Below are 23,666 nucleotides of genomic sequence, written 5' to 3'. Positions count from 1 at the left end.
CCCGAAGGCAAGACCATGTGCAGCCTGTGCTCGCGCCTGCGCCGGGGCATTTTGTACCGCGTGGCGCGCGAGTTGAAGTGCAACAAGCTGGCGCTCGGCCACCACCGCGACGACATGTTGCAGACCTTCTTTTTGAACATGTTCTTTGGTGGCAAGCTCAAGGGCATGCCACCCAAGCTGGTCAGCGACAACGGCGAGTTCATGGTGATCCGCCCACTGGCCTATGTGGCCGAGTCCGACCTGATACGTTGGGCAGCGCACCGACAGTTCCCTATCATCCCGTGCACCCTGTGTGGCAGCCAAGAAAATTTGCAACGTCTGCAGGTGGGCAACATGCTGCGCGAGTGGCAAAAGAAGCACCCTGGACGGATTGAAAACATGTTCTCGGCTTTGCAAAATGTGGTGCCCTCGCATCTGATGGACGCCAAATTGCACGGCTTCAAGGACCTGAAAATCACAGGCATCGAATCAGACGACGGCGATAAGGCTTTTGACGAGGAAGAGTTCAAGGAATCCTCCTTGCCTGGCATCCAGGTCATTTCAATGTGAACCACCAAGAGAGCATCTTCATGAACACGATCGTTCGGCGTTTTTTGTTGGCCTTGGCCGCAGCGGCCCTGGGTCTGCTGTCGGGCTGTGCTTCGATGCGCCTGATCGACAGCGATGTGATTTCGGTGCCAGCCGTTCCAGCGGGCATGAACCTGCAAGGTGCTACCTACCGTTTTGAGCGCCTCCCCTCTCAAGCCAGCAACCCGGAAGCGGGCTTGGCCGAACAACAAGCCCAAGCCGCCATGACCGCCGTAGGCTTGGTGCGCGACGATGCGGGGGCCCAATTGAGTGTGTTGGTGGGCTTCGTTGGCAACCGCTATTTAGCCGACCCTTGGGGCCGACCGCTCGCCCCAGGTTGGGCACCTTATGGCAGCATCGCCGTGGGTTCGGGCTTTGGCGGTGGATTTGGATCGCACATTGGCGTGGGCATGGGCATGCGCTTTCCGCCACCCACCCATTACCGACGAGAAGTCAGTTTGATCCTGCGTGACCTCAAATCTGGCCAAGTGGTCTACGAAACGCGGGCGAGCCACTCTGGGCCATGGAGCGACAGCGTGCCGATTTTTGCCACACTTTTTCAAGCCGCACTGGCCAATTTCCCCAACCCGCCATCGGGCTTGCGGCGGGTCAACATTGAATTGCCGCGCTGAGCGCATCCCCTATGGACGTCACCCGCATTCTGGCGATTCGCCACGGAGAAACCGCTTGGAACGTAGACACACGCCTCCAAGGTCACTTGGACATTCCACTCAACGAGACAGGGCTGCTGCAGGCCGATCGCTTGGCACGCGCATTGACTGGTCGTGAAATGGTGGATGCCATTTATGCCAGTGACTTGTCACGGGCGCACGCCACAGCACAAGCCCTGGCCAATGCCATGGGACAGACTGTGCGTACGCATGTGGGTTTGCGCGAACGGCATTTTGGCGTGTTCCAAGGGCGGACGTTTGCAGAAGTAGAAGCAGAGTGGCCTGAGCACGCTGTGCAATGGCGCAAACGCACACCCGAGTGGACGCCACCTGGTGGCGGCGAATCACTGCTGGTTTTGCATCAGCGCATCATGAACAGCGTGAACGAGTTGGCAGCTCAACATAAAGGGCAACAAATTGTGTTGGTGGCCCATGGCGGTGTGCTCGACATCTTGTATCGCGCGGCCACCCGCCTGGACCATCAGGCCCCGCGCACTTGGTCGCTCACCAACACCGCAGTCAACCGCTTGTTATGGACACCTGAAGGCCTGTCCTTGGTGGGATGGGGAGACACATCCCACCTGGACGCATTGGCCAAAGACGAGACGTCTTTATAAGGCGCTGTTTTGCAGCGCGGCGATGCGCTCTTCAATCGGCGGGTGCGTGCTGAACAACTGACCAATGCCACCCGCAATGCCCATGGCGGCCATGGTCTTGGGCAACTCGGCGGTGTGCACCCCCCCCAAACGGGCCAAGGCGTTGATCATGGGCTGCTTGCGCCCCATCAACTGCGCAGCGCTGGCATCGGCGCGGAACTCACGCTGACGGCTGAACCAGGCCACGATGATGGCGGCCACAAAGCCCAACAAAATGTCCATCACGATGGTGGTGATGTAGTAACCCATGCCGGGGCCCGTGTTTTCGCTGTCGCCTTTGCGCAAAAAGCTGTCCACCGCATAACCAACCACGCGCGAGATGAACACCACAAAGGTATTCATGACGCCCTGGATCAGGGTCATGGTGACCATGTCACCATTGGCAATGTGCGCCACTTCGTGTGCAATCACCGCTTCAATTTCCTCGTGCGTCATGTTTTGCAGCAAGCCTGTGGACACAGCCACCAAGGCGGAATCGCGGAAAGCGCCGGTGGCAAACGCATTGGGGTCTCCCTCAAAGATCCCCACTTCGGGCATGCCGATACCAGATTGGTCGGCGAACTTGCGCACCGTGTTCAAAATCCAGGCTTCGTCGGCATTGGCGGGCTGGGTAATGACTTTGACGCCCGAGGTCCACTTGGCCATAGGCTTGCTGATCAACAAGGAGATGATGGCGCCGCCAAAGCCCATGATCAGGGCAAAACCGAGCAGTGCGCCCAAGTTCAGACCATTGGCCGTCAAGAACCGGTTGACGCCCAGCAGGTTGGCCACAATGCCCAGCACGACCACCACAGCCAGGTTGGTCATGACAAAAAGAAAAATGCGTTTCATATTGAGTTTCACTTTCAGCCCGAAAGACGCGGGCACGTGGGATTGAATATTAGGGTCTCAAAATACAAATTCAAGACAGTGCTTCGTAATCCTGATCGGCGTGTGGTTTTTCGTTGGGGGTTGAGCGCCGTTTGGGCCTGAAAACGGTGGGGTCGGCGTAAAAAGAAGGGTTTTTGTTGTCGGGCCACCAACCGGGCAAGCCCAGCATCGGCAAAGGGCTGAAGGGTTTTTGCGACAGCTTGGTCTCGGTCAAGTCTTGCGCCAGCCAAGCATCGATGTCTTGTGGCGGCACACCCTGCGGCACACGCCACATGTGCACTGTGATCGACTTGTAGGGCTGCACGGCTTTCTCTAAAGCTGCATGGCCAAAGGCCCACACGCGTGTGTGCGCCCACTCACTTCTCAATCCCAGCAAGGCGTCAGCCCATCGGTGATCGGTCAGCGCCTCCCACAAAGCGTCAGACGGCTGGACCAGCAAAGCATTTTCATCGAACACGGTCGCCGCATCGCGCACCTTGCCGCGCACCTGACCCACACCAGCACGGGCGATTTCTTGGGCTTGCAACTGGTTCAGGCGCTTTTTGGCCAAAGGGAAATGCATCCAGCACAAGGCGTTGAAAAAGTCGTGCAAGCCTTCGCGGGTAGGCACTTGGCGCGTGGCAAAGATAAAGTCCTCGTAGGCTTGGCCTTCAGGCAGGTCGTCTTGGGGCACAAAACGCACGGGCGCACATTGGGCTGCATTCAACGCCTGGTGCTGAGGGCAACCCCACGCCACTTGTCGGGCCATGGGTTCGCCCACAGCGCGCCAGTCAGCCAGCCAAGGGGCGCACCAATTGATGTCACCCACGCGCAGCGCCGAAGCAGCTGCGCAGCGGCTCGCTGAACGGTTGGGGTTCAGGCGCTCAGCAGACGCCACGGCAGGCTCTCACCGGCGCGCAGGGGCTTGAGTTCGGCCTCACCAAACGCGTAACTCTCGGGCGGCGTCCAGTTTTCACGGCGCAAGGCGATGCGGTCGGTGTTGCGCGGCAAGCCGTAAAAATCGGCCCCAAAGAAGCTGGCAAAGCCCTCCAGCTTGTCCAATGCACCAGCCTGGTCAAATGCTTCGGCGTACATCTCGATGGCCGCGTGCGCGGTGTAACAACCGGCGCAGCCCGTGGCGTGCTCTTTCAAGTGGGCCGGATGGGGCGCACTGTCGGTGCCCAAGAAGAAGCGCGGGTCACCCGAGATGGCCGCCTGCACCAGCGCCTGGCGGTGCGTCTCGCGCTTGAGCACAGGCAGGCAGTAGTAATGCGGGCGAATGCCCCCCGTGAAAATCGCATTGCGGTTGTACAACAAATGGTGCACCGTGATGGTCGCCGCCAAGTTGCTGTCAGCTGCAGACACGTACTGCACAGCCTCCGAGGTGGTGATGTGTTCCATCACGATCTTCAATGCGGGGAAATCCCGGCGCAAAGGCATCAAGTGCCGCTCAATGAACACCGCTTCGCGGTCAAACAGGTCGATGTCGGACGTGGTCACTTCGCCATGCACCAAGAGCAACACGCCTTCGCGTTGCATGGCTTCGAGCACAGGGTAAATCTTGCGCAAATCCGTCACACCCGCGTCGCTGTTGGTGGTGGCACCCGCCGGATACAGCTTGCAAGCAACCACGCCTGCGGCTTTGGCACGGGCGATCTCTGCCGGGTCCAAGTTGTCTATGAGGTACAGCGTCATCAGCGGCTCAAAGGCCATACCCGGAGGCACGGCGTCCAAGATGCGCTGCTTGTAGGCCATCGCTTGCTCGGCCGTGGTCACGGGCGGCTTGAGGTTGGGCATGATGATGGCGCGGGCAAATTGCGCAGCGGTGTGCGGCACCACCACGTTCAGGGCGGCACCATCGCGCACATGCAGGTGCCAGTCGTCGGGACGGATAAGGGTGAGTTCTTGGGTCATGGGGCGTATTGTCGCAAACCTACAGGCAGGTCATTGGGGTTCACTGATTGGAACCAGAGTTGGGGTCACAGGCCGGGGCTCATACTCGCAAGCTCGCCAAATCGCCCCAACCCGTGACCCCAACACTGGTGCGAACGTTTGCGGTGGAATACTCTCAATGCCCGAGGATCTTGGACAAAAAGTCTTGTGCCCGGTCGGTTTGTGGCGCATCAAAGAATTGCTGAGGCGGGGCTTGTTCGACCACCTGACCCTGGTCCATGAAGATGACGCGATCGGCCACCGCCTTGGCGAAGCCCATTTCATGCGTCACACACAACATGGTCATGCCCTGGCTGGTCAGCTCGATCATCACATCCAACACTTCCTTGATCATCTCGGGGTCGAGCGCCGAGGTGGGCTCATCGAAGAGCATGATCTTGGGCGTCAAACACAGCGCACGGGCAATCGCCACGCGCTGTTGCTGGCCGCCGGACAACTGCAGGGGGTATTTGTTCGCATGCTCAGAAATCCGCACACGCTCCAGCTGCACCATGGCTTTGTCGATGGCTTCCTTGCGCGGCATCTTGGCCACCCAGGTGGGTGACAAGATCAGGTTCTCCATCACCGTCAGGTGGGGAAACAGGTTGAACTGCTGGAACACCATGCCGACTTCACGGCGTACTTTGTCAATGCCCTTGAGATCGTCACCCAGCAAGGTGCCATCTACGGTCAGCGTGCCTTCCTGGTACTCCTCGAGAGCGTTGATGCAGCGGATCAAGGTGGATTTGCCCGAGCCCGACGGGCCACAGATCACAACCTTTTCGCCTTTGGCAAATTGCAGGTTCACGTCGCGCAGTACGTGGTAGCCATTGCTGGCGTACCACTTGTTCACGCCTTTGAATTCAATGATAGGGTTCGCGTTAGAGGTCATAGGTGTCTTTCGTTCAGCGGACTTTGCTCACGGCCGTGCGTTCTTCGATCCACAGGCTGTAGCGCGACATGGCAAAGCAGAACGCGAAATAAATGAAGGTGATGAAGAGGTAGGCTTCGATCTTGAAGGGGCGCCAGTCGGCGTCCGAGTTCAGCGCCAAGCCCAACGCACCGGTCAGCTCATAGAGCGACACAATGGTGACCAACGAGGTGTCTTTGAACAAGCCAATGAAGGTGTTCATGATGGAGGGGACCACGGTGGCCAAGGCTTGCGGTAAAACAATCATGCGCTGGGTCTGCCAATAAGTCAGACCCAAAGTGGCTGCAGCTTCGGTTTGACCCTTTGGCAAGGCCTGAAGGCCACCACGAATCACCTCCGCCATGTAGGCCGCAGAAAACAGCGTGATACCCACTACCACGCGCACCAGCACGTCGATTTTCACGCCCTCGGGCATGAACAAGGGCAGCATGAACGAGGCCATGAACAGCACAGTGATCAGCGGCACGCCGCGGATCAACTCGACATACAGGGTGCACAAAGCCTTGATGGCGGGCATGTTGGAGCGACGGCCCAGCGCCACAAAGATGGCCAGCGGGAACGCCAGCGTCATGGAGATCACCGTGAGCATGACCGTGAGCGGAAAGCCGCCCCACTGGTCGGTGTCCACCTCGGTCAGGCCCATCCAGCCGCCCTTCATGAGAATGAAATAAACCACCAGCATGAGTGCCCAAATCAGTGGCAGCGCCTTGTTCCAGAAGCGCGGCATGCAGCTGATCACGACCACGCCGAGCATCAAGGCTGTGGCGATCACAGGACGCCAGTGCTCGGCCTCCGGATAACGACCCATCACGATCAAACGGCCTTTTTCGGTGATCACGCCCCAGCAGGCGCCAACGCCGCGCACGTCGTTACACGCCTGCAAATTGGCACCGAAAACCGCTTGCACCACGGCCCAGTCCATCGATGAGAACAAGACCCACAGGCACACGGCCAACAACAGCACCGACAACAGGCTGTTGCCAACGCTGGAAAACAAGTTGGCCCGAAACCAGGCCACCAGACCTGCGCTGCGCCCTGGCATGGGTCGCGCATCAGAGGATTTGAAAACAGTGGTCATGTCAGCGCTCCTGGATGGCGGCACTGGCGTTGAACCAGTTCATGAGCGCCGAGGTGATGAGAGAAAGGGTCAGGTACACCAACATCACAATCGACAGCGCTTCAATGGCGCGGCCGGTCTGGTTGAGCGTGGTGTTGGCAATCGACACCAGTTCGGGGTAGCCGATCGCCACGGCCAAAGACGAGTTTTTGGTCAGGTTCAGGTACTGGCTGGTGAGCGGCGGAATGATCACCCGCAAAGCCTGCGGCAACACCACCAAGCGCATGGACTGGTTTTTGGTCAAGCCCAAAGAGGCTGCGGCCTCATGCTGACCCAGCGACACCGAAGCGATGCCCGAACGAACCACCTCGGCAATGAAGGCGGCTGTGTAAAACACCAAGCCAAACAACAAGGCCATGAACTCGGGGCTGAAGGCGCCACCATCTTCGATTTGGAAATCACCCACCTTGGGCAAATCCCACTCCGAAGGGGCACCCCCTGCCAGCCAGCCCAACACAGACAAGCCCAGGGTAGCGGCCAGAGCTACCCACAAAACGGGACGCGGCTGACCTGTTCGGTCAAAGTGCGCGCGCGCCAAGCGCCGGTAATACAGCCCAAACACCAGGCCCAAACCCGCCCCCACCAAGGCCAGTGTTTGTCCCAACTGCCAGACAGGCCAAGGGAAAGAAATACCGTTTTTGCTCAGGTAAAAATGACCGGCATTCCAGGCGTTTTCCAGGTCCGGTAAGGCTTCAGCGAACACCAAATACCAGATCAGCAACTGCAAATAGACCGGCACGTTGCGGAAAAACTCCACAAAGGCATAACAAATTTTCTTGACCAAAAAGTTGGTCGAGAAACGGCCCACACCAATCAAGACCCCCAGCACGGTGGCCAAGGCGATGCCGATGATGGCCACCTTCAAGGTGTTGAGCATGCCAATGGCAAACGCCACAAAGTACGAACTGTTGTGTGCGTACTCGATCACCGTCTCGCTGATGTCAAAGCCAAACGGTTGGAATAAAAAGTCGTAGCCACTTTGGATACCTCGCAAACGCATGTTGGCAAGGGTATTGCGCACCAACAACGCCACCAGCGCAAAAGCCGACAAGATCGCCACGATCTGATAGATCACCGATCGCCCTTCGCGGCTTTTCCACGAAATCGACCGGTTTTTCTTATCGGGTGAGGGTCTGGCCTCGATCATTGAAAAATGGGACATGCTAGCTGCCTGATTAAAAACGGATTGGCAAAAAATACGCCCCAAGAAGGGGCGTATTCAAAGCCTTCAAAAAAGGCAGGACATCAACGCAGCGGTGCCGAATACAGCAAGCCGCCCTGATTCCATTGACGGTTCATGCCGCGTGGCAGGTTGATGGAAGTCTTGGGGCCGACATTGCGCTCAAAAATTTCACCGTAGTTGCCGGTAACTTTGATCGCACGGTAGAGCCACTCTTTGTCCAGACCCAAATGCTTGCCCAAGTCTTCGGTCACGCCCAACAAACGGCCCACTTGTGGGTTGTCGCTGGTCTTCATCTGGTCAGCATTGGCTTGGGTGATGCCGTACTCTTCGGCTTCGATCAGACCAGCCAAGACCCACTTGTTGATGGCCAACCACTCGTCGTCACCACGGCGAACCATCGGGCCCAAGGGCTCTTTGGAGACCAGGTCGGGCAAGATCACGTGGGCTGCTGGGTCCTTGGCTTCCTTGGCACGCACAGAGGCCAAGCCGGAAGTGTCGGTGGTGTAAGCCTGGCAACGGCCCGCGAAGTAAGCGCCAGTCGCGGCTTCGACTTTTTCAAACACCACAGGCTTCAGGTTGAGTTTGTAGGTGCGTGAGTAATCGGTCAGGTTTTTCTCGGTGGTGGTGCCAGATTGCACGCAGACCGTAGCGCCTTTGAGTTGCTTGGCGCTGGTGATTTTGCCTTTGGGAACCATGAAGCCTTGGCCGTCATAGTAGTTCACGCCAGCAAAGTGCAGACCCAAAGAGGCGTCACGGCTGAGCGTGCTGGTGCTGTTGCGGGCCAACACGTCGATCTCGCCAGACTGCAAGGCCGTAAAGCGCTGTTGGGCGGTCAGGGGCACGTATTTGACTTTGGTGGCGTCGCTCAAAACGGCAGCAGCCACTGCGCGGCAATGGTCCACATCGAGACCCGACCAGTTGCCGCTGGAGTCAGCGGCCGAAAAACCTGCCAAGCCTGTGTTCACCCCGCAAACAATCTGACCACGCTGCTTGATTTGGTCCAGAGTTTTGCCGGCCATCGCAGATGTGCCTGCCAACAAACCGGCCGTAGCCAGTACGGTACCGATCACGGTGTGTGCATATTTCTTCATAGGTTGAATCCTCTTCATAACGATTGAGCAGCAAAACGCCACACTCAGATTAAATGACAAATCCGGACATGGATTGCCTAGGTAAGTTCCCTAGGTCTTTTGATGAACAAGGGTTTCAGCAGGATTTGCACCAAGATGGCGCATCACCCTCTCCTCCACACCGGTCTTTTGCACAAAGCGTGCCTGTCCAGTCAAGGGAGTGAATATAGCCTGTTGTGAGGTCTTTTTTTCTCAGGTTTTCCCTGAGAGTCGAACAGCAAACATTAACAAAAGATGAACACTCAACGAGAAGAATGAATGGGGCCAGTGCTTTGAGTCAAATGCTGCCAAAGCAAGTACGCTGGGCTTGGTGCTGAAGGTTTTGAGAGCGGTTTTTCCCGGTAAGCCCGCACCTCCATGTTGAGCGCCAAAGATTGTCCTTCAGGCAGCGCCAGCTCGACCAAGGCACCCGCATGGACTTCTTTCTTCACCGCACTGCGGGGCAAAAATGCCACGCCATGCCCTTCCATCGCCATCACCTTCAAGCCCTCGGCCATGTCGGTCTCGTAGACCCGCTCTAAATGCACCGGCGTTCCGGCCTGCTTCAAGATCCAGTCAGTGATCTCACCCAAATAAGCGCCTGGCGCATAACCCAAATAAGGCAGTGGCTTGGCAGCGAGACCTGGCAAGCTGAACAGCGCGCGCCCATCCGGGCGAGAGGGGGCGTAAGGCGCCAAGACCTCGTGCCCCAGCACGACCATGTCATAACGCTCCGGGTCAATCTGCAAAGGCAGCGACGGGTGGTGGTATGCGATCAGCACATCGCACCCGCCTTCGGCCATGCGCATGGCCGCATCGTGCACATGGAGCGCGCTCAATCGGCTTTTGATCGGACCAAAGCTTTCTCGCAAAGCCGCCATCCAAGCCGGGAAAAAAGTGAAAGCCAAGGTGTGGGGCACAGCAAACTGGATGAAATCTTGACCCACGGCATTGTGGCCACGCAGCATGGCCCTGGTGTTTTGCAGCGCCTGCAGCATTTCCAACGCCTGCGCGTACAGGGTCACGCCCGCTGGCGTGAGTTGGGTGGGGTAAGAACTTCGGTCCACCAAGTTAGCTCCCGCCCAAGCTTCGAGCGACTGGATGCGGCGTGAGAACGCGGGTTGTGTGACATGGCGCAGCTGCGCCGAACGGCTGAAACTGCGGGTTTCAGCCAAGCTCACAAAATCTTCCAACCACTTGGTTTCCATAAACGCCTCAGAGCAAACGCACTTTCACACTCTTGCCTTTGATCTTGCCATGTGACAACTGGGCTTCTACCTTCTTGGCCAAGCCCGCTTGCACCGCCACATAGGTCGAAAACTCGTTCACATTGATTTTGCCCACCTGCTCACGCGTCAAACCGCACTCACCCGCCAACGCACCCATCACGTCACCCGCGCGAATCTTCTCTTTGCGTCCACCCACAATTTGCAAGGTACGCATGGGCGGCTGCAGCAGTCCACCCGCACCAGGCACCAGGTCGGCCAAAGGTGCCCAGGTTGATTCGCGGCCCTGCATCACCTCGATCTTGCCGACCGAGCCCATCTCGTCCATGCTGGCCAGCGTGAGCGCCAGGCCTTCGGCATCGCCCCGGCCCGTGCGACCAATGCGGTGGATATGGATTTCCGGGTCGGGCGTCACATCGACATTGATGACCGCCTCCAGCCCTTCCACGTCCAGCCCGCGCGAAGCCACATCGGTGGCCACCAGCACTGAGCAACTGCGGTTGGCAAACTGCACCAGCACCTGGTCGCGCTCGCGCTGCTCCAACTCGCCAAACAGCGCCAGCGCGCTGTAGCCTTGGGCCTGCAGCACCGCCACCAAGTCGCGGCACTGCTGCTTGGTGTTGCAAAAAGCCAGCGTGCGTTCGGGGCGGAAATGCGCCAACAGTTTGGACACGGCATCCAGGCGCTGGCTTTCGTTCACTTCGTAAAAAATTTGACGGATCTTGTGCGCGCTGTGTTGCGCCTGCACCTTCACGGTCTGCGGCGACCGCATGAACTGCGCGGCCAATTTGGCGATGCCTTCGGGGTAGGTGGCCGAAAACAGCAAGGTCTGGCGGTCTTTGGCGCACTGGCGCACGACTTTGGCGATGTCGTCAAAAAAGCCCATGTCCAGCATGCGATCGGCCTCGTCCAGCACCAGCGTGTTGACGCCTGCCAAGCTCAAAGAGCCGCGCTCCAAGTGGTCCAAAATGCGACCGGGCGTGCCCACCACCACATCGGCGCCATGCTCCAGACTCAACGTTTGGCCGCGCAGGGCCACACCACCACACAGGGTGACGACTTTGACGTTTTGGCGAGCACGGGCCAGGCGACGGATTTCTTGAGTGACCTGGTCAGCCAGCTCTCGGGTGGGGCACAAGATCACCGCTTGGATGGCGGCGCTGGGCGAGCCAGCTGTTTGCAGGCGCTCGATCAGGGGCAGGCCAAATGCGGCGGTTTTGCCACTGCCAGTGCTGGCTTGGGCGATCAGGTCTTGCCCAGCCAAGGTCAGCGGCAAGCTGGCCGCTTGAATGGGCGTCATCTGGGTGTAGCCCAGTTGCGCCAAGTTTTGCAAAGTGGCCGAAGCCAGTTTCAACTGGGCAAAGCCAATCGATGTCGCGTCTTGAGGGGTTTCAGTCATGGAGCGATTATCGGGGCCAAGCCAGTGCCGATAACCGGTTAATCACTGCCCAAAGTTTTTCGGCGGTGTAACACCCAAATGCCGGAACGCTGCCAGCGTGGCGATTCGGCCGCGCGGGGTGCGCTGCAAATAGCCTTGCTGGATCAAATACGGCTCGATCACGTCTTCGATCGTGTCACGCTCCTCGCCAATGCTGGCGGCGATGTTGTCCAAACCCACAGGCCCGCCGTCAAAGCGGTGAATCACGGCTTCGAGAAGTTTGCGGTCCATCAGGTCAAAGCCTTCAGGGTCCACATCCAGCATGACCAAGGCTTTTTGTGCCAGGCCTTTGTCGATGGTGCCGTCGCCCTTGACGTCAGCATAGTCACGCACCCGACGCAGCAAGCGGTTGGCGATGCGCGGCGTACCGCGTGAGCGGCGGGCGATCTCAAACGAGCCCTCCGGGTCAATCGGCGCTTTGAGCAAACCGGCGCTGCGCGTCACGATGCGGGTCAGCTCCTCGGGCGTGTAAAACTCGAGCCGCGACACGATGCCAAAGCGGTCACGCAGCGGGTTGGTGAGCATGCCCGCTCGGGTGGTCGCACCCACCAAGGTGAATGGCTGCAGGTCGAGCTTGATGCTGCGGGCCGCAGGTCCTTCGCCGATCATGATGTCGATCTGGTAGTCCTCCAGCGCCGGGTACAAAATCTCTTCGACCACGGGCGACAGGCGATGGATCTCGTCAATAAAGAGCACATCGTTGCGCTCCAAATTGGTCAGCAGCGCTGCCAAGTCTTTGGGTTTTTCCAGCACCGGACCGCTGGTCTGGCGCAAGTTCACGCCCAACTCGGCGGCGATGATGTGGCTGAGTGTGGTCTTGCCCAGACCGGGCGGGCCAAACAGCAGCACATGGTCAAGCGGCTCTTCGCGCATTTTGGCCGCGCTGATGAAAATCTCCAGCTGTTCGCGCACCTTGACCTGGCCGACGTATTCGTCCAGCAGCTTGGGGCGCAGGGCGCGTTCAATCGCCTCTTCCTGGTGCGATACCGGGGCGGCAGAAATCACCCGAGGTTCGGGCTGCGGTGCAAAGTCATCGGTGCGAATGCTCATGGGGTGACCAATTCGAGGATGTCGTTGAGCTCAAGACGTGCAGTCTGGAAGATGTCATTGCTGACGCGCTTCCAAGGATGCGGCTTGGCACCACGCTGTCGCCAGTCGAAGCTCTTGGGTTGATTGCAAATGATGTAACTCGGCTGCTTGGCCGTTTTGCTGTTGTCAATCGCAAAAGGGTTGGTGGCGTTGTAGGCTGCCGTGGACATGGGAAAGCCAATCACGATGGACGTTCTGTCGTTGAAGGCTTTGGGCGAAAGCACCAACATCGGGTGTATGTCGCGCATCTCGCGGCCCACCTGCGGGTTGAAGTTGATCCAGATGATGTCTTGCCGCTCAGGCACCCAAAAGGCTCGGCTCACTTGAAGCCCTCGGCGCCAGCACCGAACTCCACCCCTTGCGGCGCATCGGACATGACCTCACCGCCATGCACTTGGGGGTCAAAAGCGGCCAGCTTGTCTTGCAGGCTAGGCCTCTGAGCGACAGCACGCAACTCCAGACAACCTTTGGCCACCACCGTGGCCTGCAAAGGCGTGCCGGGCGTGATGCCGAGCGACTGCATCAGCTCACGGCTGAGCCGGATGCCGTGGCTGTTGCCCCAGGTAGAAATAGTCAGTGCAGTGGTTTTCATGACATTAGTATATCCAGCGGATATCCAAATGCAAGGCTACCCGAATGCTTATTTGTTCAAGGCCTTGAGCGCCAGCTTAATGCCCTCGCTCACACCCACATCCGAGGGCAAGCTCTTGAGGGTCGCAGCGGCTTCTTTGTCGCTGTAGCCCAGCGCCAGCAAAGCTTGTTGGATGTCGTTTTGCGCGTCGCTGGTGTTGACGGCAAACAGGCCGCCCAGGTCGCCGCCCAGCTTGCCTTTGAGTTCGAGCAGCAAGCGCTCGGCGGTTTTTTTGCCGATGCCGGGTACTTTGACCAAACGCCCCACTTCTTGGGTGGTGATGGCTTGTGCCAAATCGCTCACGCTCATGCCCGACAACACGCTCAGGGCCGTGCGGGGGCCAACACCGGAAATCTTGATCAGCTGACGAAAGGCTTCACGCTCGCTCAAGGTGGCAAAGCCATACAAGATTTGCGCGTCTTCACGCACCACAAAGTGTGTGACCAGCGTGACTTTTTCTCCCGTGGCGGGCAGGTTGTAAAAGGTGCTCATGGGCACGTTCACCTCATAGCCCACACCGTGGCAGTCCACCACCACCTCCGGTGGGTTTTTGTCGCTCAAAATGCCGGTGAGTTTGCCAATCATGGAGGGTGACGCCTTAAATGCCTGTGATGGGAGAGAATGCGCTTTTGCCTTGGCCATTTGGGCCATACACCGCGCACAGCTAGGATTATCAACTTGATTGTCAGACACACCTTCACGCCGCACAACAACACCCGTTTGTCTCATCTGTGCGGCCCCATGGATGCGCACCTGCGCACCATCGAAGCGGGTCTTCAAGTGAGCATCGCGCACCGACACGAACAGTTCAAGGTGGACGGCCCCAAAGCGTTGGCCATGCAGGCCATGGAGATTTTGCAGGCCATCTACGAACGCGCAGACCGACCGATTGCGCCAGACATGGTGCAACTCATGCTGCTGGGCGACAACGGGGGCGAGGAACCCAACTTGCCTGCGCTGCAAACACGCCGCGCCGACCTGAAGGCCCGCACCCCGGTGCAAGCGGCCTATCTGGAGAGCATCGCCAGCCATGACATCAGCTTTGGCATCGGGCCTGCGGGCACAGGCAAAACCTATTTGGCCGTGGCCTGCGCGGTGGACGCGCTGGAGCGCGCCAGCGTGCAGCGCATTGTGCTGACGCGCCCGGCGGTGGAAGCCGGTGAGCGCCTGGGCTTTTTGCCGGGCGACTTGTCTCAAAAAGTGGATCCGTATTTGCGTCCTCTCTACGACGCCTTGTACGACCTGATGGGTCACGACAAGGTGCAAAAAGCCTTCGAACGCAACGCCATCGAAGTCGCTCCACTGGCCTTCATGCGCGGGCGCACGCTGAACAACGCGTTTGTCATCCTGGACGAAGCGCAGAACACCAGCACCGAGCAGATGAAGATGTTTTTGACGCGCATCGGCTTTGGGGCCAAGGCCGTCATCACAGGCGATGTCAGCCAGATCGATTTACCCAAGGGACAGCTGTCTGGATTGATCGACGCCGAACGGGTTCTGAAGCGCGTCAAAGGCATTGCCTTCACACGTTTCAGCAGCGCCGATGTGGTGCGCCACCCCTTGGTGGCCCGGATTGTGGATGCTTATGACGCACAAGGCAGCGCAGCCTTGCGCGCGGGCATTACCACACGCCGCAAATCCCTGCCAACTGACGACTGACACCACAACCCCAAAAAATGGCCCTCCAGCAACTCCAACTGTCTCTGCAATTTGGCGACTTTCCACACCAAGCCCGCCACCGCGCAGCCTTGCCCCGCCACGCGGTCACCCGCGCCATTCGCCATGCGCTGGCCGATGACGCCGAAATCACGGTGCGCATCGTGGGCGAAGAAGAAGGCCGCGCACTCAACCAGAGTTACCGCAAAAAGGACTACGCCACCAATGTGCTGACCTTTGATTACGAGCAAGAACCGGTGGTGATGGCAGACTTGGTGCTCTGTGCACCGGTGGTGGCGCGTGAGGCCAAAGAACAAGGCAAAACGCTGGCAGCGCATTACACGCATTTGCTGGTGCACGGCACACTGCACGCGCAGGGCTGGGACCACGAAACCAGCACCGCTGACGCGCAAGAGATGGAAGCCTACGAGGTGGCCATCCTCGCCGGGTTGGGGTTGTCGAACCCCTACCTTTGAGCGAGGATGCCCACGGGCTGGATGGCCCGGTGGATCAAATCCTCAATAACGGTAGCCAATGCCCACGCCATAGAGCAAAGGGTCCACCCGCAAGCGGCCCAAGCTGCTGCCATCGGCATACACATCGGTTCGGATGTAGGCCTTTTTCACATCCAGGTTGATGGACCAATTTTTATCGATCGGAAAATCCACACCCACTTGGAAGGCCGTCCCCCAATTGTGGCTGTCCAAAGAAAGACCCGGGGGCAATGACACACTGCTGAAGTGGGTGTAGGCGATACCGCCGCCCACATAAGGCTTGAAACCATCAAAGTCTGTGAAGTGGTACTGCAGCAGCAAAGTCGGTGGCAAATGCTTGAAGGAACCGATGTCGGTGCCGTTGGCATAGACCCGCTGCTTCTGGTCCATGGTCAAGCTCAGTTCTGCGGCCATGTTCTTGTTGAAAAAATACGAGAAATCGATGGTTGCAAATGACTTGTTGTCGATGGACAGACCCAAAGAAGTCGTGTCCTTGTTGACACTGTCCAAATGCACGGAGCGCAAACGAATTTGCCAAGGACTCTCGCTCAGGCTTTGAGCCATCACGCCGGAGACCGATCCCGCCAGCAACAGTGCTACCCACCCAGTTTGTTTATTCATGTCGAATTTCCTTGTGTAAGCGAGAGACAAACCTCTCGATTCCATTGGAATATCGGCAAAGAAGTGCCAACTTGAGGCACATCAAATGCACTCAGGCAGGGATTGCCGCAGCAGAACCCTTTGATGTGCATCAAAGGTCTGCGTTGCTTTTTGGTGATTTGTGCGTCAAGCCACTGAGACAGGGATCAACGGCCGTTCAGGCGTTCCACAATGTCCAGCGTAGGGGCACTCTGGTTCATGGTGTAGAAGTGGATGGCGGGCACGCCGCCATTGATCAGTTGCTCGCACAAGTCAGACACGACATCCAAGCCGAAGGCCTTGATCGAAGCCACGTCGTCGCCATAGGCTTGCAGGCGCAACCTGATCCAGCGTGGGATCTCGGCCCCGCATGCGTCTGAAAAGCGCAGCAACTGCGAAGAACTCGTGATGGGCATGATACCGGGCACCACGGGCACATCCACGCCCAGTTTGTAGGCGTCGTCCACAAAACGGAAATACGCATCGCTGTTGTAGAAGTATTGCGTGATGGCCGAATCAGCACCGGCTTTCACCTTGGTGGCAAAGGCCTGTAAATCGGCTTCGGGCGACTTGGCTTGAGGATGGATCTCGGGGTAAGCGGCCACCTCGATGTGGAAATCGTCGCCGGTCTCTGCGCGGATGAAAGCCACCAGATCGCTGGCATAGTGGAACTCACCCCCTGCGCCATAACCGCTGGGCAAGTCGCCCCGCAAAGCCACCAAACGTTTGACGCCCATGGCCTTGAGTGTGGCCAGCTCGGCGCGCACCGAAACCTTGGTCGCGCCAATGCACGAGAAGTGACAAGCGGCGCTCAAACCCTCGGCCTGGATCGCACCCACCGTGGCAAAAGTGCCCTCTTGAGTAGAGCCACCTGCACCATAGGTCACCGAGCAAAACTCGGGCTTGAGGGCATACAGCTTCTCACGCACACCGCGCAATTTTTCGGTGCCTTCAGGGGTTTTGGGTGGGAAAAATTCCAGGCTGATCGGCAGCTTCAAACCAGACATCGCTTCACCTTCAAATTCAATAATCGTTGGCCTTGGCATACGCCTTGGCGGCCAGATCGGCCTCATGCGCCACACGCGTTTTTTCACGCGCAGGCTGCACCGCAGCAGGGTCAGGCCAGCAGGCCTGCACAAAAAATTCACGGTTGCCGTCACCGCCCTCGATGGGACTGTCCATCCACGCACTCACCTGCAAGCCCAAATCGGTCAAGGCGGTGCGCACACGGTTTTCAATGAAAGGGTAATGGCTCTCGTCTTTGACGATGCCGCCCTTGCCCACTTGGCCCGGTTGCAACTCAAACTGGGGTTTGACCAGCATCAGCAACTGGCCCGTGGGCTTGAGCAAATGCACCACACCCGGCAAAACCAGCGTGAGCGAGATGAACGACACATCACCCACCACCAGGTCAAAACCTTCGAGTGCGTCAGGCACCCGTTCGTCACCCGGCACCACATCGCGGGCGTTCACGCCCTCAATGCACACCACCCGCTCGTCTTGGCTGATGCGCGGATGCACTTGGGCATGGCCCACATCAATGCCGACCACTTCGGCTGCACCGTGTTGCAACAAACAGTCGGTGAAACCACCGGTGCTTTGCCCGACATCCAGGCAGCGCAAGCCTTGCACCTGCACGGCCGTGGCCTTCAAAGCCCCTTCGAGCTTGAGGCCACCGCGCGAAACATAACGCGACTCGGCATCGTCGAGCAGCTGCAGTGCAGCGCTCTCGGGCACCTCATCGCGGTTTTTCACCACCGCACGCCAAATTCCGTCGGGCTGCTGCCACTGCACGCCCCCGGCGATCAGTCGCTGAGCCTGGGAGCGAGAAGCGGCCAGGCCGCGCTCGACAAGAAGTTGGTCAATGCGCATGCGTGGTGTTCAATAACGGTACGTGTCGGCTTTGTAAGGGCCGTTTTTCGACACGCCGATGTAGGCGGCTTGCTCTTCGCTCAGTTCGGTCAGCATGGCGCCCACTTTCTTCAGGTGCAAACGCGCCACTTTTTCGTCCAGGTGCTTGGGCAACACATAGACCTTGCCGTTTTCGTACTGGTCTTGCTTGGTGAACAGCTCGATCTGGGCGATGGTCTGGTTGGCAAACGAGGACGACATCACGAAGCTGGGGTGGCCAGTGGCGCAGCCCAAGTTCACCAGGCGGCCTTTGGCCAGCAGGGTGATCTTCTTGCCATCGGGGAAGATGACGTGATCGACCTGGGGCTTGATCTCGTCCCACTGCAGCTTTTCCAGCGAAGCCACGTCGATTTCGTTGTCGAAGTGACCGATGTTGCACACAATGGCCTCGTCTTTCATGGCGGCCATGTGCTCGTAGCGGATCACGTTCTTGTTGCCGGTGGCGGACACAAAGATGTCGCACTTGTCGGCAGCGTATTCCATGGTCACCACTTTGAAGCCTTCCATCGCCGCTTGCAGGGCGTTGATCGGGTCAATCTCGGTCACCCAGACTTGGGCACTCAGGGCGCGCAGGGCTTGGGCCGAGCCCTTGCCCACATCACCGTAACCAGCGACCACGGCCACTTTGCCTGCAATCATCACGTCGGTGGCGCGCTTGATGGAATCCACCAAAGATTCGCGGCAGCCATACAGGTTGTCAAACTTGCTCTTGGTCACCGAATCGTTCACGTTGATGGCGCGGAACATCAAGCTGCCCTTGGCGGCCATTTCGTTCAGGCGCAACACGCCGGTGGTGGTCTCTTCGGTCACGCCGATGATCTGCGCACCCTTGCGGCTGTACCAAGTGGGGTCCACGGCCAGCTTGGCTTTGATGGCATCGAACAAGCAGACTTCTTCTTCGCTGGTCGGGTTGGCGATCAAAGAGGCGTCTGTTTCGGCGCGCTTGCCCAGGTGCATGAGCAAGGTGGCGTCGCCGCCGTCGTCCAAGATCATGTTGGGGCCTTCGCCTTCGGTGCCAGCGGCGCCAAAGTCAAAGATGCGGTGGGTGTAGTCCCAGTAGTCGGCCAGGGTTTCGCCCTTGATGGCGAACACGGGCGTGCCTTTGGCAGCAATCGCAGCGGCGGCATGGTCTTGGGTGGAGAAGATGTTGCAAGAGGCCCAGCGCACGTCGGCACCCAAGGCTTGCAAGGTTTCAATCAGCACGGCCGTCTGGATGGTCATGTGCAACGAACCGGTGATGCGCGCGCCCTTCAAAGGCTGGGCCTTGTTGAACTCTTCGCGGATGGCCATGAGTCCGGGCATTTCGGTCTCGGCGATTTTGATTTCTTTGCGGCCCCAATCGGCCAGGCCGATGTCGGCGATCACGCAATCGGTGTGGACGGCGGTAGGAATACGTGCATTCATGAGAAAAGCTCCAAGCAATGTGAATGAACCACAGGCGTGGGCACGGGCACTGAATTGGGAAAAACAGGCTCACCACACGTCAAGTGGATGAGCGTCGTTGCTGTTGAAGTGTTCCGAGCCTCACGCCCCGCTGCCGGCTTGGGTGACAAGCCAGGGGGCGCTGCAACGCTCCTCGGAAGCGCATATTCTAGCCCAGACCTTGGGTCTACAAAGCCCATTTGGCAGCAGCCCCGGTGAGCCGCAGGTCTTTGGCCTTGGCTTTTGCTAGACTGAATTGGCCCCAAAGACTCACCCACGACATCACAGAACCCATGAACCACCTTGCAGCTTATTGGCACCTGTGGACCGTCACCGCCGTGATCGTGTGGATCGCACTGCACTGCACCACGCACTTTGTTTTGCCCGCTTTGCGCCTGAAAGTCCAATTGGCCCAAGCCAACACCCACTTGAGCCAATGGCTTGGGCAAAGTCCGGGGGCACCCATCGATTTGGACGCCATTGAACAAAGCGCCATGACCACGCCCGCGTTGCGTCACGCTTGGCAGCAATACGCCACCAGCCTGCAACCACAATGGGAAAGCGCCGACACTGGGCCCCTGGGTGCAGCCAGGCAACGCGTCAGCCATTTGTCCCGCGCTTTTTTTGCGAACATGAACATGCGCTCTGACGGCGGGCGATTGGACCTTGCCGACATGGAGCACTTGGCCTCAGCTGATGAAGAAATGGCCGCACTCTGGGCCGAATACCAACAAGCGGTGGACACCCTGCAACACCTCGAATCGACCTCACAGGCCCGTGCCGGGCAGTGGCAAGCCAGCAGCCACGCTGAAAACTTTTTCACCGACCAGTCCTTGGTGGATTCGCCGCTCCAAACCCATTTTTTCGCCCATATTCCGGGCATTTTGACTGGGGTCGGCATCATCGGCACGTTCACCGGACTGATTGCGGGCTTGATTGGCTTTGATGTGTCCAACCCCGCTCAAGTGCAAAGCGAGTTGAGCCAATTGGTACAAACCGTAGGCCATGCATTTTTGGTCTCCGCCTTGGCCATCACCTTGGCCATGGTGTTCACCTGGCTTGAAAAATCTCTGCTGACGGGTCGCTACCAGCAAGTGGAGCAACTGCAGCAAAACCTGGACAGCCTGTTCACACCCCATGTCGGAGCACAGCAGCTTGAAAGGCTCACACTGGCGACAGAGATGCAAGCCAGTCTGTCGCACAAAATTTTGCAGCAATTGCGCAGTGGGGCTCCTGCTGCCCGCTCGCGCTGAACCTGCACATGCTGAATACCCCAAAAACACCGCTCAAAAGGCGCAAAAACGAGGCTGAAAAACCCTTCTGGATCTCGTTTGCCGACCTGATGACCGCGCTGATGGTCTTGTTTTTGGTGGCCATGGCGGTGGCCTTGCTCAGCGTGACCGAAGGCTTGCGACAACAAGACGACCAGCGGGTCCAGCGCGACAAGGGCATTTCGACCTGCCTTCAAGACATCGCCCAAATGACCCAAGAAAAGTCATTGGCAGGCGTTCAACTGCGTGGGCAAACACTGGAATTGGGCACCTTGGCCGAGTTCCCCAAGGACAGCCACCAACTGGATGCACAACGGGCTGATTTTTTGCGTGACTTCGTGCCCAAAATGCTGGACGTCGCGCGGACACCTGCCTGTCAAATGTGGCTCAAACGCTTCGTTTTAGAGGGCTACGCCAGCCCAGAAGGCTCTTACCTTTACAACCTCAACCTCAGTTTGGCGCGGTCCCAACGGGTGCTGTGTGTCTTGCTCGATGACACTGCAGCCAAAGCACCCCGTCAATCTGACCGCCAGGCCGTGCGCGACATGTTTTTTGTGGGTGGCTCGTCATTCAATTCGGCCATCCTGAACCAACCCGAAAAAAGTCGCCGAGTCGAACTCAGGCTGGAGTTCAAAGAGCTCGACCCCAGCTGCAGCGCCTCTGGGGCTTGCGCGGCCATGCCTGCCAAGCCCATTCCTTGGGACGACGACGTCAAGTGTCCGCTGGCCACTCGCTGACAAAACTCAGGCGAATGGCGACCCCCCGGCCTTCTTTGACAGGGCTTTGCAAGCGCCACTGCGCACCGTGTTGGAGCGCGATTTCTCTCACAATGGCCAATCCCAAACCACTGCCCACCACACCTGAAGGCGCCGCCCTGTAAAACCGCTCCCAAACATGCGCCTGATGCTCTGGCGCAATGCCTGGGCCATCGTCTTCTACCTCGACCCAACCGGGGCCCACACGCGTCGTGATGCGCGCCCCCGCAGGGCCATGGTGCAAAGCGTTGTCGATCAAGTTGGCCACCGCTTCTTGCAAAAGCACAGCCACACCTGACACCTTGCAGCTTGGCACCAGCGCATCAAAACCCAGATCGCAAGCCCGCTGATGGGCGCGCAGTGCGTAGGACTCGGTGATCTGCCTTACCAGCTGCACCAGATCCAGCGGTTGAGCAGGGTGTATTTCGCGCGCATGCTCAACACGGGCCAAGGCCAACATTTGTTCGGTCAAGCGCACCGCCCCTTCGGTGGTTTGATGGGCCGCCTGCAACAATGCGCCCGCTTGCTCGGGTTCGGCATTGCGCTGGGCCAAACTCAGCTGGGTTTTGAGCACCGTCAAGGGCGTGCGAAGTTGGTGCGCCGCATTGTCCAGAAAGCGCTTGCGGATCTCGATCAAACGCCCCAATCGGTCCACATAGGCGTTGAGCGTGTCCATCAAAGGCCTCAGCTCACGCGGCATATCGGGGGTGTGAACGGGCGAGAAATCGTCGTCGCGTTTTTTGGCCCATTGCTGCCTGAAAGCCTCCAATGGCCGAATTCCCCGACCCACCGCCCAATTCACCAACAAGGCCGCCGCCAGCAACAACAAGCCCTGGCTTCGCAAGGTGTCACCCAGAATGCGTTGAATCATCTGCTGGCGAGACTCTCGGGTCTCTGCCACCGTGATGTGTATGAGCGGGTCCGACAGGCTTGCATCGGGCATGACATGGGTTAGCTGCACCAAACGGACCGACTGCCCCGAGTATTGAACATCCCCGAAACGCACCAAGGCAAAAAATTGAACCGAAGCCTCTTGGCGTTCGGGCAAATGGGGCAAATCACGGGCCCCTGCCAACCACTGCCCTTGCACGGTGCTGAGCTTGTAAAACAATCGCGAGCCCGTGTGGTTCTCAAACAAATACCCGGCCGCCTTCATCAACTCGAGCTGGGCTTGCCCATCCACCCACACCAATTCTTCGGCCAAAGTCCGGGCGGCCAAATACAAAGATCGGTCATAGGCTTCGTTGGCCGCCTGCACCGCGTGGTCATAACCCACCCAAGCGTTCAGGGCAATCAGCGCCGTCAGGGGACCCAAAATCCAAGCCAACAAACGCCCACGCAAAGACGCCATGGAAGCTGACCTTTCAGGCAAAGCAGCGCTCACATCAAACCTGCGTGGCCAATGGGGTCAGCATGTACCCCAAGCCCCGAAAAGTGGTGATTGCCACCCCCGGTGACCCGTTGCCCAAAGGCTCGGCCGATTCGAGCTTTTTGCGCAAACGGTAGATCAAGACCTCCACCGCTTCCAGGCCAGCGCTGTCATCGGCAAACACTTCGGCATGCAAATGTTCTTTGCTCACGGCGCGCTGGGGCGATTCGAGCAACACCCTGAGCGCCGCAGCTTCGCGCTTGGTCAGCGCCAAAGGCTGGCCGTGCACCCAAACTGCAGCGCTGTCGGGCTCCATTTCCAGAGGTCCCCAACGCAGACTGGCCGCTTTGGACTTGCCTTGCCTGCGCAACAACACCTGCAAACGCGCCTCCAATTCACTCAGGTCAAAGGGCTTGGGCAGGTAATCATCGGCGCCCATGTTCAGGCCCAACACCCGGTCCGGCACACTGGCGCGGGCCGTCAAAATCAACACCGGCACGGTGTCTCCCCGTGCACGCAGCGCTTGCAAAACAGCCAAACCGTCTTGTCCTGGCAACTGCAAATCGAGCAACACCGCATCCATGCCGTGCCCCGCTTGCAGACAACGATCGGCCTGCCAACCATCGGTGGCAAAGGCCACCTCCATGCCCCCTTGGCGCAAAGCTGTACCGAGCCACAAGGCAATTTCAGGCGTGTCTTCCACCAACAGTACGCGGGGCTTGAGGGTATTCACTGAACAGCTTTGACAGG

26 protein-coding genes and 1 riboswitch are annotated in these 23,666 nt (G+C 58.6%); of the genes, 7 read left to right on the top strand and 19 right to left on the bottom strand.

What is annotated here, in order from left to right:
• From ttcA to Q1M54_RS14545, 3 genes are all read left to right on the top strand, one after another.
• A partial coding sequence (ttcA, locus tag Q1M54_RS14555) for a tRNA 2-thiocytidine(32) synthetase TtcA (RefSeq protein WP_300558651.1) occupies positions 1-549 on the top strand: 549 nt, incomplete at its 5' end.
• Positions 550-569: 20 nt separating this feature from the next.
• Positions 570-1,199: a DUF4136 domain-containing protein gene (locus Q1M54_RS14550; RefSeq protein WP_300558649.1), complete on the top strand. Its 630-nt coding sequence runs from the start codon at positions 570-572 to the stop codon at positions 1,197-1,199.
• Positions 1,200-1,210: 11 nt separating this feature from the next.
• A complete protein-coding gene (locus tag Q1M54_RS14545) occupies positions 1,211-1,855 on the top strand; it encodes a histidine phosphatase family protein (protein WP_300558647.1) in 645 nt (214 codons plus the stop codon).
• Here Q1M54_RS14545 and htpX read toward each other — a convergent pair.
• The 13 genes from htpX to ruvA form a co-directional block, all read right to left on the bottom strand.
• Positions 1,850-2,725 (bottom strand): protease HtpX, encoded by an 876-nt coding sequence (gene htpX / locus Q1M54_RS14540; protein WP_300558645.1) that lies wholly within the window; start codon positions 2,723-2,725, stop codon positions 1,850-1,852. The two genes, Q1M54_RS14545 and htpX, sit on opposite strands and share 6 nt — an antisense overlap.
• 70 nt (positions 2,726-2,795) lie before the next feature.
• Positions 2,796-3,641 (bottom strand): DUF3025 domain-containing protein, encoded by an 846-nt coding sequence (locus Q1M54_RS14535; protein WP_366146261.1) that lies wholly within the window; start codon positions 3,639-3,641, stop codon positions 2,796-2,798.
• The gene (gene pyrC, locus Q1M54_RS14530; RefSeq protein WP_300558643.1) at positions 3,620-4,657 is read right to left on the bottom strand and encodes a dihydroorotase; all 1,038 of its coding nucleotides are present in this window, start codon (positions 4,655-4,657) and stop codon (positions 3,620-3,622) included. The genes Q1M54_RS14535 and pyrC overlap by 22 nt, the downstream gene beginning before the upstream one ends.
• 154 nt (positions 4,658-4,811) lie before the next feature.
• Positions 4,812-5,567, bottom strand: a complete 756-nt coding sequence (locus Q1M54_RS14525) for an amino acid ABC transporter ATP-binding protein (protein WP_300558640.1) — start codon at positions 5,565-5,567, stop codon at positions 4,812-4,814.
• A 13-nt stretch (positions 5,568-5,580) separates the two neighbouring features.
• A complete protein-coding gene (locus Q1M54_RS14520; protein ID WP_300558637.1) occupies positions 5,581-6,684 on the bottom strand; it encodes an amino acid ABC transporter permease in 1,104 nt (367 codons plus the stop codon).
• Position 6,685: 1 nt separating this feature from the next.
• Positions 6,686-7,885 carry an ABC transporter permease subunit gene (locus Q1M54_RS14515; protein WP_300558634.1) on the bottom strand — a complete coding sequence of 400 codons (1,200 nt, stop codon included), beginning with the start codon at positions 7,883-7,885 and terminating at the stop codon, positions 6,686-6,688.
• Between the two features lie 83 nt (positions 7,886-7,968).
• A complete protein-coding gene (locus tag Q1M54_RS14510; protein WP_300558632.1) occupies positions 7,969-8,997 on the bottom strand; it encodes an amino acid ABC transporter substrate-binding protein in 1,029 nt (342 codons plus the stop codon).
• Between the two features lie 281 nt (positions 8,998-9,278).
• Complete coding sequence (locus tag Q1M54_RS14505; RefSeq protein WP_300558629.1) at positions 9,279-10,223, bottom strand: LysR substrate-binding domain-containing protein; 945 nt, start codon at positions 10,221-10,223, stop codon at positions 9,279-9,281.
• Positions 10,224-10,230: 7 nt separating this feature from the next.
• Positions 10,231-11,640 (bottom strand): ATP-dependent RNA helicase DbpA, encoded by a 1,410-nt coding sequence (gene dbpA / locus Q1M54_RS14500; RefSeq protein WP_300558626.1) that lies wholly within the window; start codon positions 11,638-11,640, stop codon positions 10,231-10,233.
• A gap of 42 nt (positions 11,641-11,682) precedes the next feature.
• Positions 11,683-12,729: a Holliday junction branch migration DNA helicase RuvB gene (gene ruvB / locus Q1M54_RS14495; protein ID WP_019426527.1), complete on the bottom strand. Its 1,047-nt coding sequence runs from the start codon at positions 12,727-12,729 to the stop codon at positions 11,683-11,685.
• Positions 12,726-13,091, bottom strand: coding sequence for a type II toxin-antitoxin system PemK/MazF family toxin (locus Q1M54_RS14490; protein WP_300558622.1), 366 nt, complete (start codon positions 13,089-13,091; stop codon positions 12,726-12,728). The genes ruvB and Q1M54_RS14490 overlap by 4 nt, the downstream gene beginning before the upstream one ends.
• The gene (locus tag Q1M54_RS14485) at positions 13,088-13,360 is read right to left on the bottom strand and encodes a hypothetical protein (protein WP_300558619.1); all 273 of its coding nucleotides are present in this window, start codon (positions 13,358-13,360) and stop codon (positions 13,088-13,090) included. Before Q1M54_RS14485 ends, Q1M54_RS14490 begins: the two co-directional genes overlap by 4 nt.
• Positions 13,361-13,408: 48 nt before the next feature.
• Positions 13,409-13,984: a Holliday junction branch migration protein RuvA gene (gene ruvA, locus Q1M54_RS14480; RefSeq protein ID WP_300558616.1), complete on the bottom strand. Its 576-nt coding sequence runs from the start codon at positions 13,982-13,984 to the stop codon at positions 13,409-13,411.
• Between the two features lie 93 nt (positions 13,985-14,077).
• Here ruvA and Q1M54_RS14475 point away from each other — a divergent pair, with 93 nt between their 5' ends.
• Together Q1M54_RS14475 and ybeY are read left to right on the top strand one after the other, a co-directional pair.
• Positions 14,078-15,058: a PhoH family protein gene (locus tag Q1M54_RS14475; RefSeq protein WP_300558614.1), complete on the top strand. Its 981-nt coding sequence runs from the start codon at positions 14,078-14,080 to the stop codon at positions 15,056-15,058.
• Between the two features lie 17 nt (positions 15,059-15,075).
• Positions 15,076-15,531 (top strand): rRNA maturation RNase YbeY, encoded by a 456-nt coding sequence (gene ybeY, locus Q1M54_RS14470; RefSeq protein WP_300558612.1) that lies wholly within the window; start codon positions 15,076-15,078, stop codon positions 15,529-15,531.
• A gap of 42 nt (positions 15,532-15,573) precedes the next feature.
• On the opposite strand, the gene Q1M54_RS14465 is transcribed toward ybeY, so the two are convergent.
• The 4 genes from Q1M54_RS14465 to ahcY all read right to left on the bottom strand — a co-directional run bounded on the left by Q1M54_RS14465 (position 15,574) and on the right by ahcY (position 19,503).
• Positions 15,574-16,170 (bottom strand): OmpW family outer membrane protein, encoded by a 597-nt coding sequence (locus Q1M54_RS14465; protein WP_300558610.1) that lies wholly within the window; start codon positions 16,168-16,170, stop codon positions 15,574-15,576.
• Positions 16,171-16,355: 185 nt separating this feature from the next.
• On the bottom strand, positions 16,356-17,195 hold the full coding sequence (gene metF, locus Q1M54_RS14460) for a methylenetetrahydrofolate reductase [NAD(P)H] (RefSeq protein ID WP_300558607.1): 840 nt from the start codon (positions 17,193-17,195) through the stop codon (positions 16,356-16,358).
• A gap of 16 nt (positions 17,196-17,211) precedes the next feature.
• Positions 17,212-18,060, bottom strand: a complete 849-nt coding sequence (locus Q1M54_RS14455; protein WP_300558605.1) for a TlyA family RNA methyltransferase — start codon at positions 18,058-18,060, stop codon at positions 17,212-17,214.
• Between the two features lie 9 nt (positions 18,061-18,069).
• Positions 18,070-19,503 carry an adenosylhomocysteinase gene (gene ahcY, locus Q1M54_RS14450; RefSeq protein ID WP_300558602.1) on the bottom strand — a complete coding sequence of 478 codons (1,434 nt, stop codon included), beginning with the start codon at positions 19,501-19,503 and terminating at the stop codon, positions 18,070-18,072.
• An 82-nt stretch (positions 19,504-19,585) separates the two neighbouring features.
• Positions 19,586-19,683, bottom strand: a riboswitch (S-adenosyl-L-homocysteine riboswitch).
• A 131-nt stretch (positions 19,684-19,814) separates the two neighbouring features.
• Between ahcY and Q1M54_RS14445 the strand changes: the two genes are divergently transcribed.
• Together Q1M54_RS14445 and Q1M54_RS14440 are read left to right on the top strand one after the other, a co-directional pair.
• A complete protein-coding gene (locus Q1M54_RS14445) occupies positions 19,815-20,774 on the top strand; it encodes a MotA/TolQ/ExbB proton channel family protein (protein WP_300558600.1) in 960 nt (319 codons plus the stop codon).
• 8 nt (positions 20,775-20,782) lie between these two features.
• Positions 20,783-21,529 (top strand): flagellar motor protein MotB, encoded by a 747-nt coding sequence (locus Q1M54_RS14440; RefSeq protein WP_300558598.1) that lies wholly within the window; start codon positions 20,783-20,785, stop codon positions 21,527-21,529.
• Here the strand turns inward: Q1M54_RS14440 and Q1M54_RS14435 are convergent.
• Both Q1M54_RS14435 and Q1M54_RS14430 read right to left on the bottom strand, forming a co-directional pair.
• Positions 21,504-22,898 carry a sensor histidine kinase gene (locus tag Q1M54_RS14435; RefSeq protein WP_300558595.1) on the bottom strand — a complete coding sequence of 465 codons (1,395 nt, stop codon included), beginning with the start codon at positions 22,896-22,898 and terminating at the stop codon, positions 21,504-21,506. The genes Q1M54_RS14440 and Q1M54_RS14435 overlap by 26 nt on opposite strands.
• Before the next feature lie 34 nt (positions 22,899-22,932).
• Positions 22,933-23,649 (bottom strand): response regulator transcription factor, encoded by a 717-nt coding sequence (locus Q1M54_RS14430; protein WP_300558593.1) that lies wholly within the window; start codon positions 23,647-23,649, stop codon positions 22,933-22,935.
• Between the last annotated feature and the right edge of the window lie 17 nt (positions 23,650-23,666).

Source organism: Limnohabitans sp. Rim8, from assembly GCF_943326455.1.
Taxonomy (GTDB): Bacteria; Pseudomonadota; Gammaproteobacteria; order Burkholderiales; family Burkholderiaceae_C; genus Limnohabitans_A.
The sequence above is the reverse complement of the archived record's forward strand: the minus strand, read 5'-3'. Positions and strand labels throughout refer to the sequence as shown.

What these genes read in the sequence shown, in the direction of transcription:
- Q1M54_RS14550 (WP_300558649.1), top strand. Translation starts at nt 570, where the DNA reads ATGAACACGATCGTTCGGCGTTTTTTGTTGGCCTTGGCCGCAGCGGCC.
- Q1M54_RS14545 (WP_300558647.1), top strand. Translation starts at nt 1,211, where the DNA reads ATGGACGTCACCCGCATTCTGGCGATTCGCCACGGAGAAACCGCTTGG.
- htpX (WP_300558645.1), bottom strand. Translation starts at nt 2,725, where the DNA reads ATGAAACGCATTTTTCTTTTTGTCATGACCAACCTGGCTGTGGTGGTC.
- pyrC (WP_300558643.1), bottom strand. Translation starts at nt 4,657, where the DNA reads ATGACCCAAGAACTCACCCTTATCCGTCCCGACGACTGGCACCTGCAT.
- Q1M54_RS14525 (WP_300558640.1), bottom strand. Translation starts at nt 5,567, where the DNA reads ATGACCTCTAACGCGAACCCTATCATTGAATTCAAAGGCGTGAACAAG.
- Q1M54_RS14520 (WP_300558637.1), bottom strand. Translation starts at nt 6,684, where the DNA reads ATGACCACTGTTTTCAAATCCTCTGATGCGCGACCCATGCCAGGGCGC.
- Q1M54_RS14515 (WP_300558634.1), bottom strand. Translation starts at nt 7,885, where the DNA reads ATGTCCCATTTTTCAATGATCGAGGCCAGACCCTCACCCGATAAGAAA.
- Q1M54_RS14510 (WP_300558632.1), bottom strand. Translation starts at nt 8,997, where the DNA reads ATGAAGAAATATGCACACACCGTGATCGGTACCGTACTGGCTACGGCC.
- Q1M54_RS14505 (WP_300558629.1), bottom strand. Translation starts at nt 10,223, where the DNA reads ATGGAAACCAAGTGGTTGGAAGATTTTGTGAGCTTGGCTGAAACCCGC.
- dbpA (WP_300558626.1), bottom strand. Translation starts at nt 11,640, where the DNA reads ATGACTGAAACCCCTCAAGACGCGACATCGATTGGCTTTGCCCAGTTG.
- ruvB (WP_019426527.1), bottom strand. Translation starts at nt 12,729, where the DNA reads ATGAGCATTCGCACCGATGACTTTGCACCGCAGCCCGAACCTCGGGTG.
- Q1M54_RS14485 (WP_300558619.1), bottom strand. Translation starts at nt 13,360, where the DNA reads ATGAAAACCACTGCACTGACTATTTCTACCTGGGGCAACAGCCACGGC.
- ruvA (WP_300558616.1), bottom strand. Translation starts at nt 13,984, where the DNA reads ATGATTGGCAAACTCACCGGCATTTTGAGCGACAAAAACCCACCGGAG.
- ybeY (WP_300558612.1), top strand. Translation starts at nt 15,076, where the DNA reads ATGGCCCTCCAGCAACTCCAACTGTCTCTGCAATTTGGCGACTTTCCA.
- Q1M54_RS14465 (WP_300558610.1), bottom strand. Translation starts at nt 16,170, where the DNA reads ATGAATAAACAAACTGGGTGGGTAGCACTGTTGCTGGCGGGATCGGTC.
- metF (WP_300558607.1), bottom strand. Translation starts at nt 17,195, where the DNA reads ATGTCTGGTTTGAAGCTGCCGATCAGCCTGGAATTTTTCCCACCCAAA.
- Q1M54_RS14455 (WP_300558605.1), bottom strand. Translation starts at nt 18,060, where the DNA reads ATGCGCATTGACCAACTTCTTGTCGAGCGCGGCCTGGCCGCTTCTCGC.
- ahcY (WP_300558602.1), bottom strand. Translation starts at nt 19,503, where the DNA reads ATGAATGCACGTATTCCTACCGCCGTCCACACCGATTGCGTGATCGCC.
- Q1M54_RS14445 (WP_300558600.1), top strand. Translation starts at nt 19,815, where the DNA reads ATGAACCACCTTGCAGCTTATTGGCACCTGTGGACCGTCACCGCCGTG.
- Q1M54_RS14440 (WP_300558598.1), top strand. Translation starts at nt 20,783, where the DNA reads ATGCTGAATACCCCAAAAACACCGCTCAAAAGGCGCAAAAACGAGGCT.
- Q1M54_RS14435 (WP_300558595.1), bottom strand. Translation starts at nt 22,898, where the DNA reads ATGGCGTCTTTGCGTGGGCGTTTGTTGGCTTGGATTTTGGGTCCCCTG.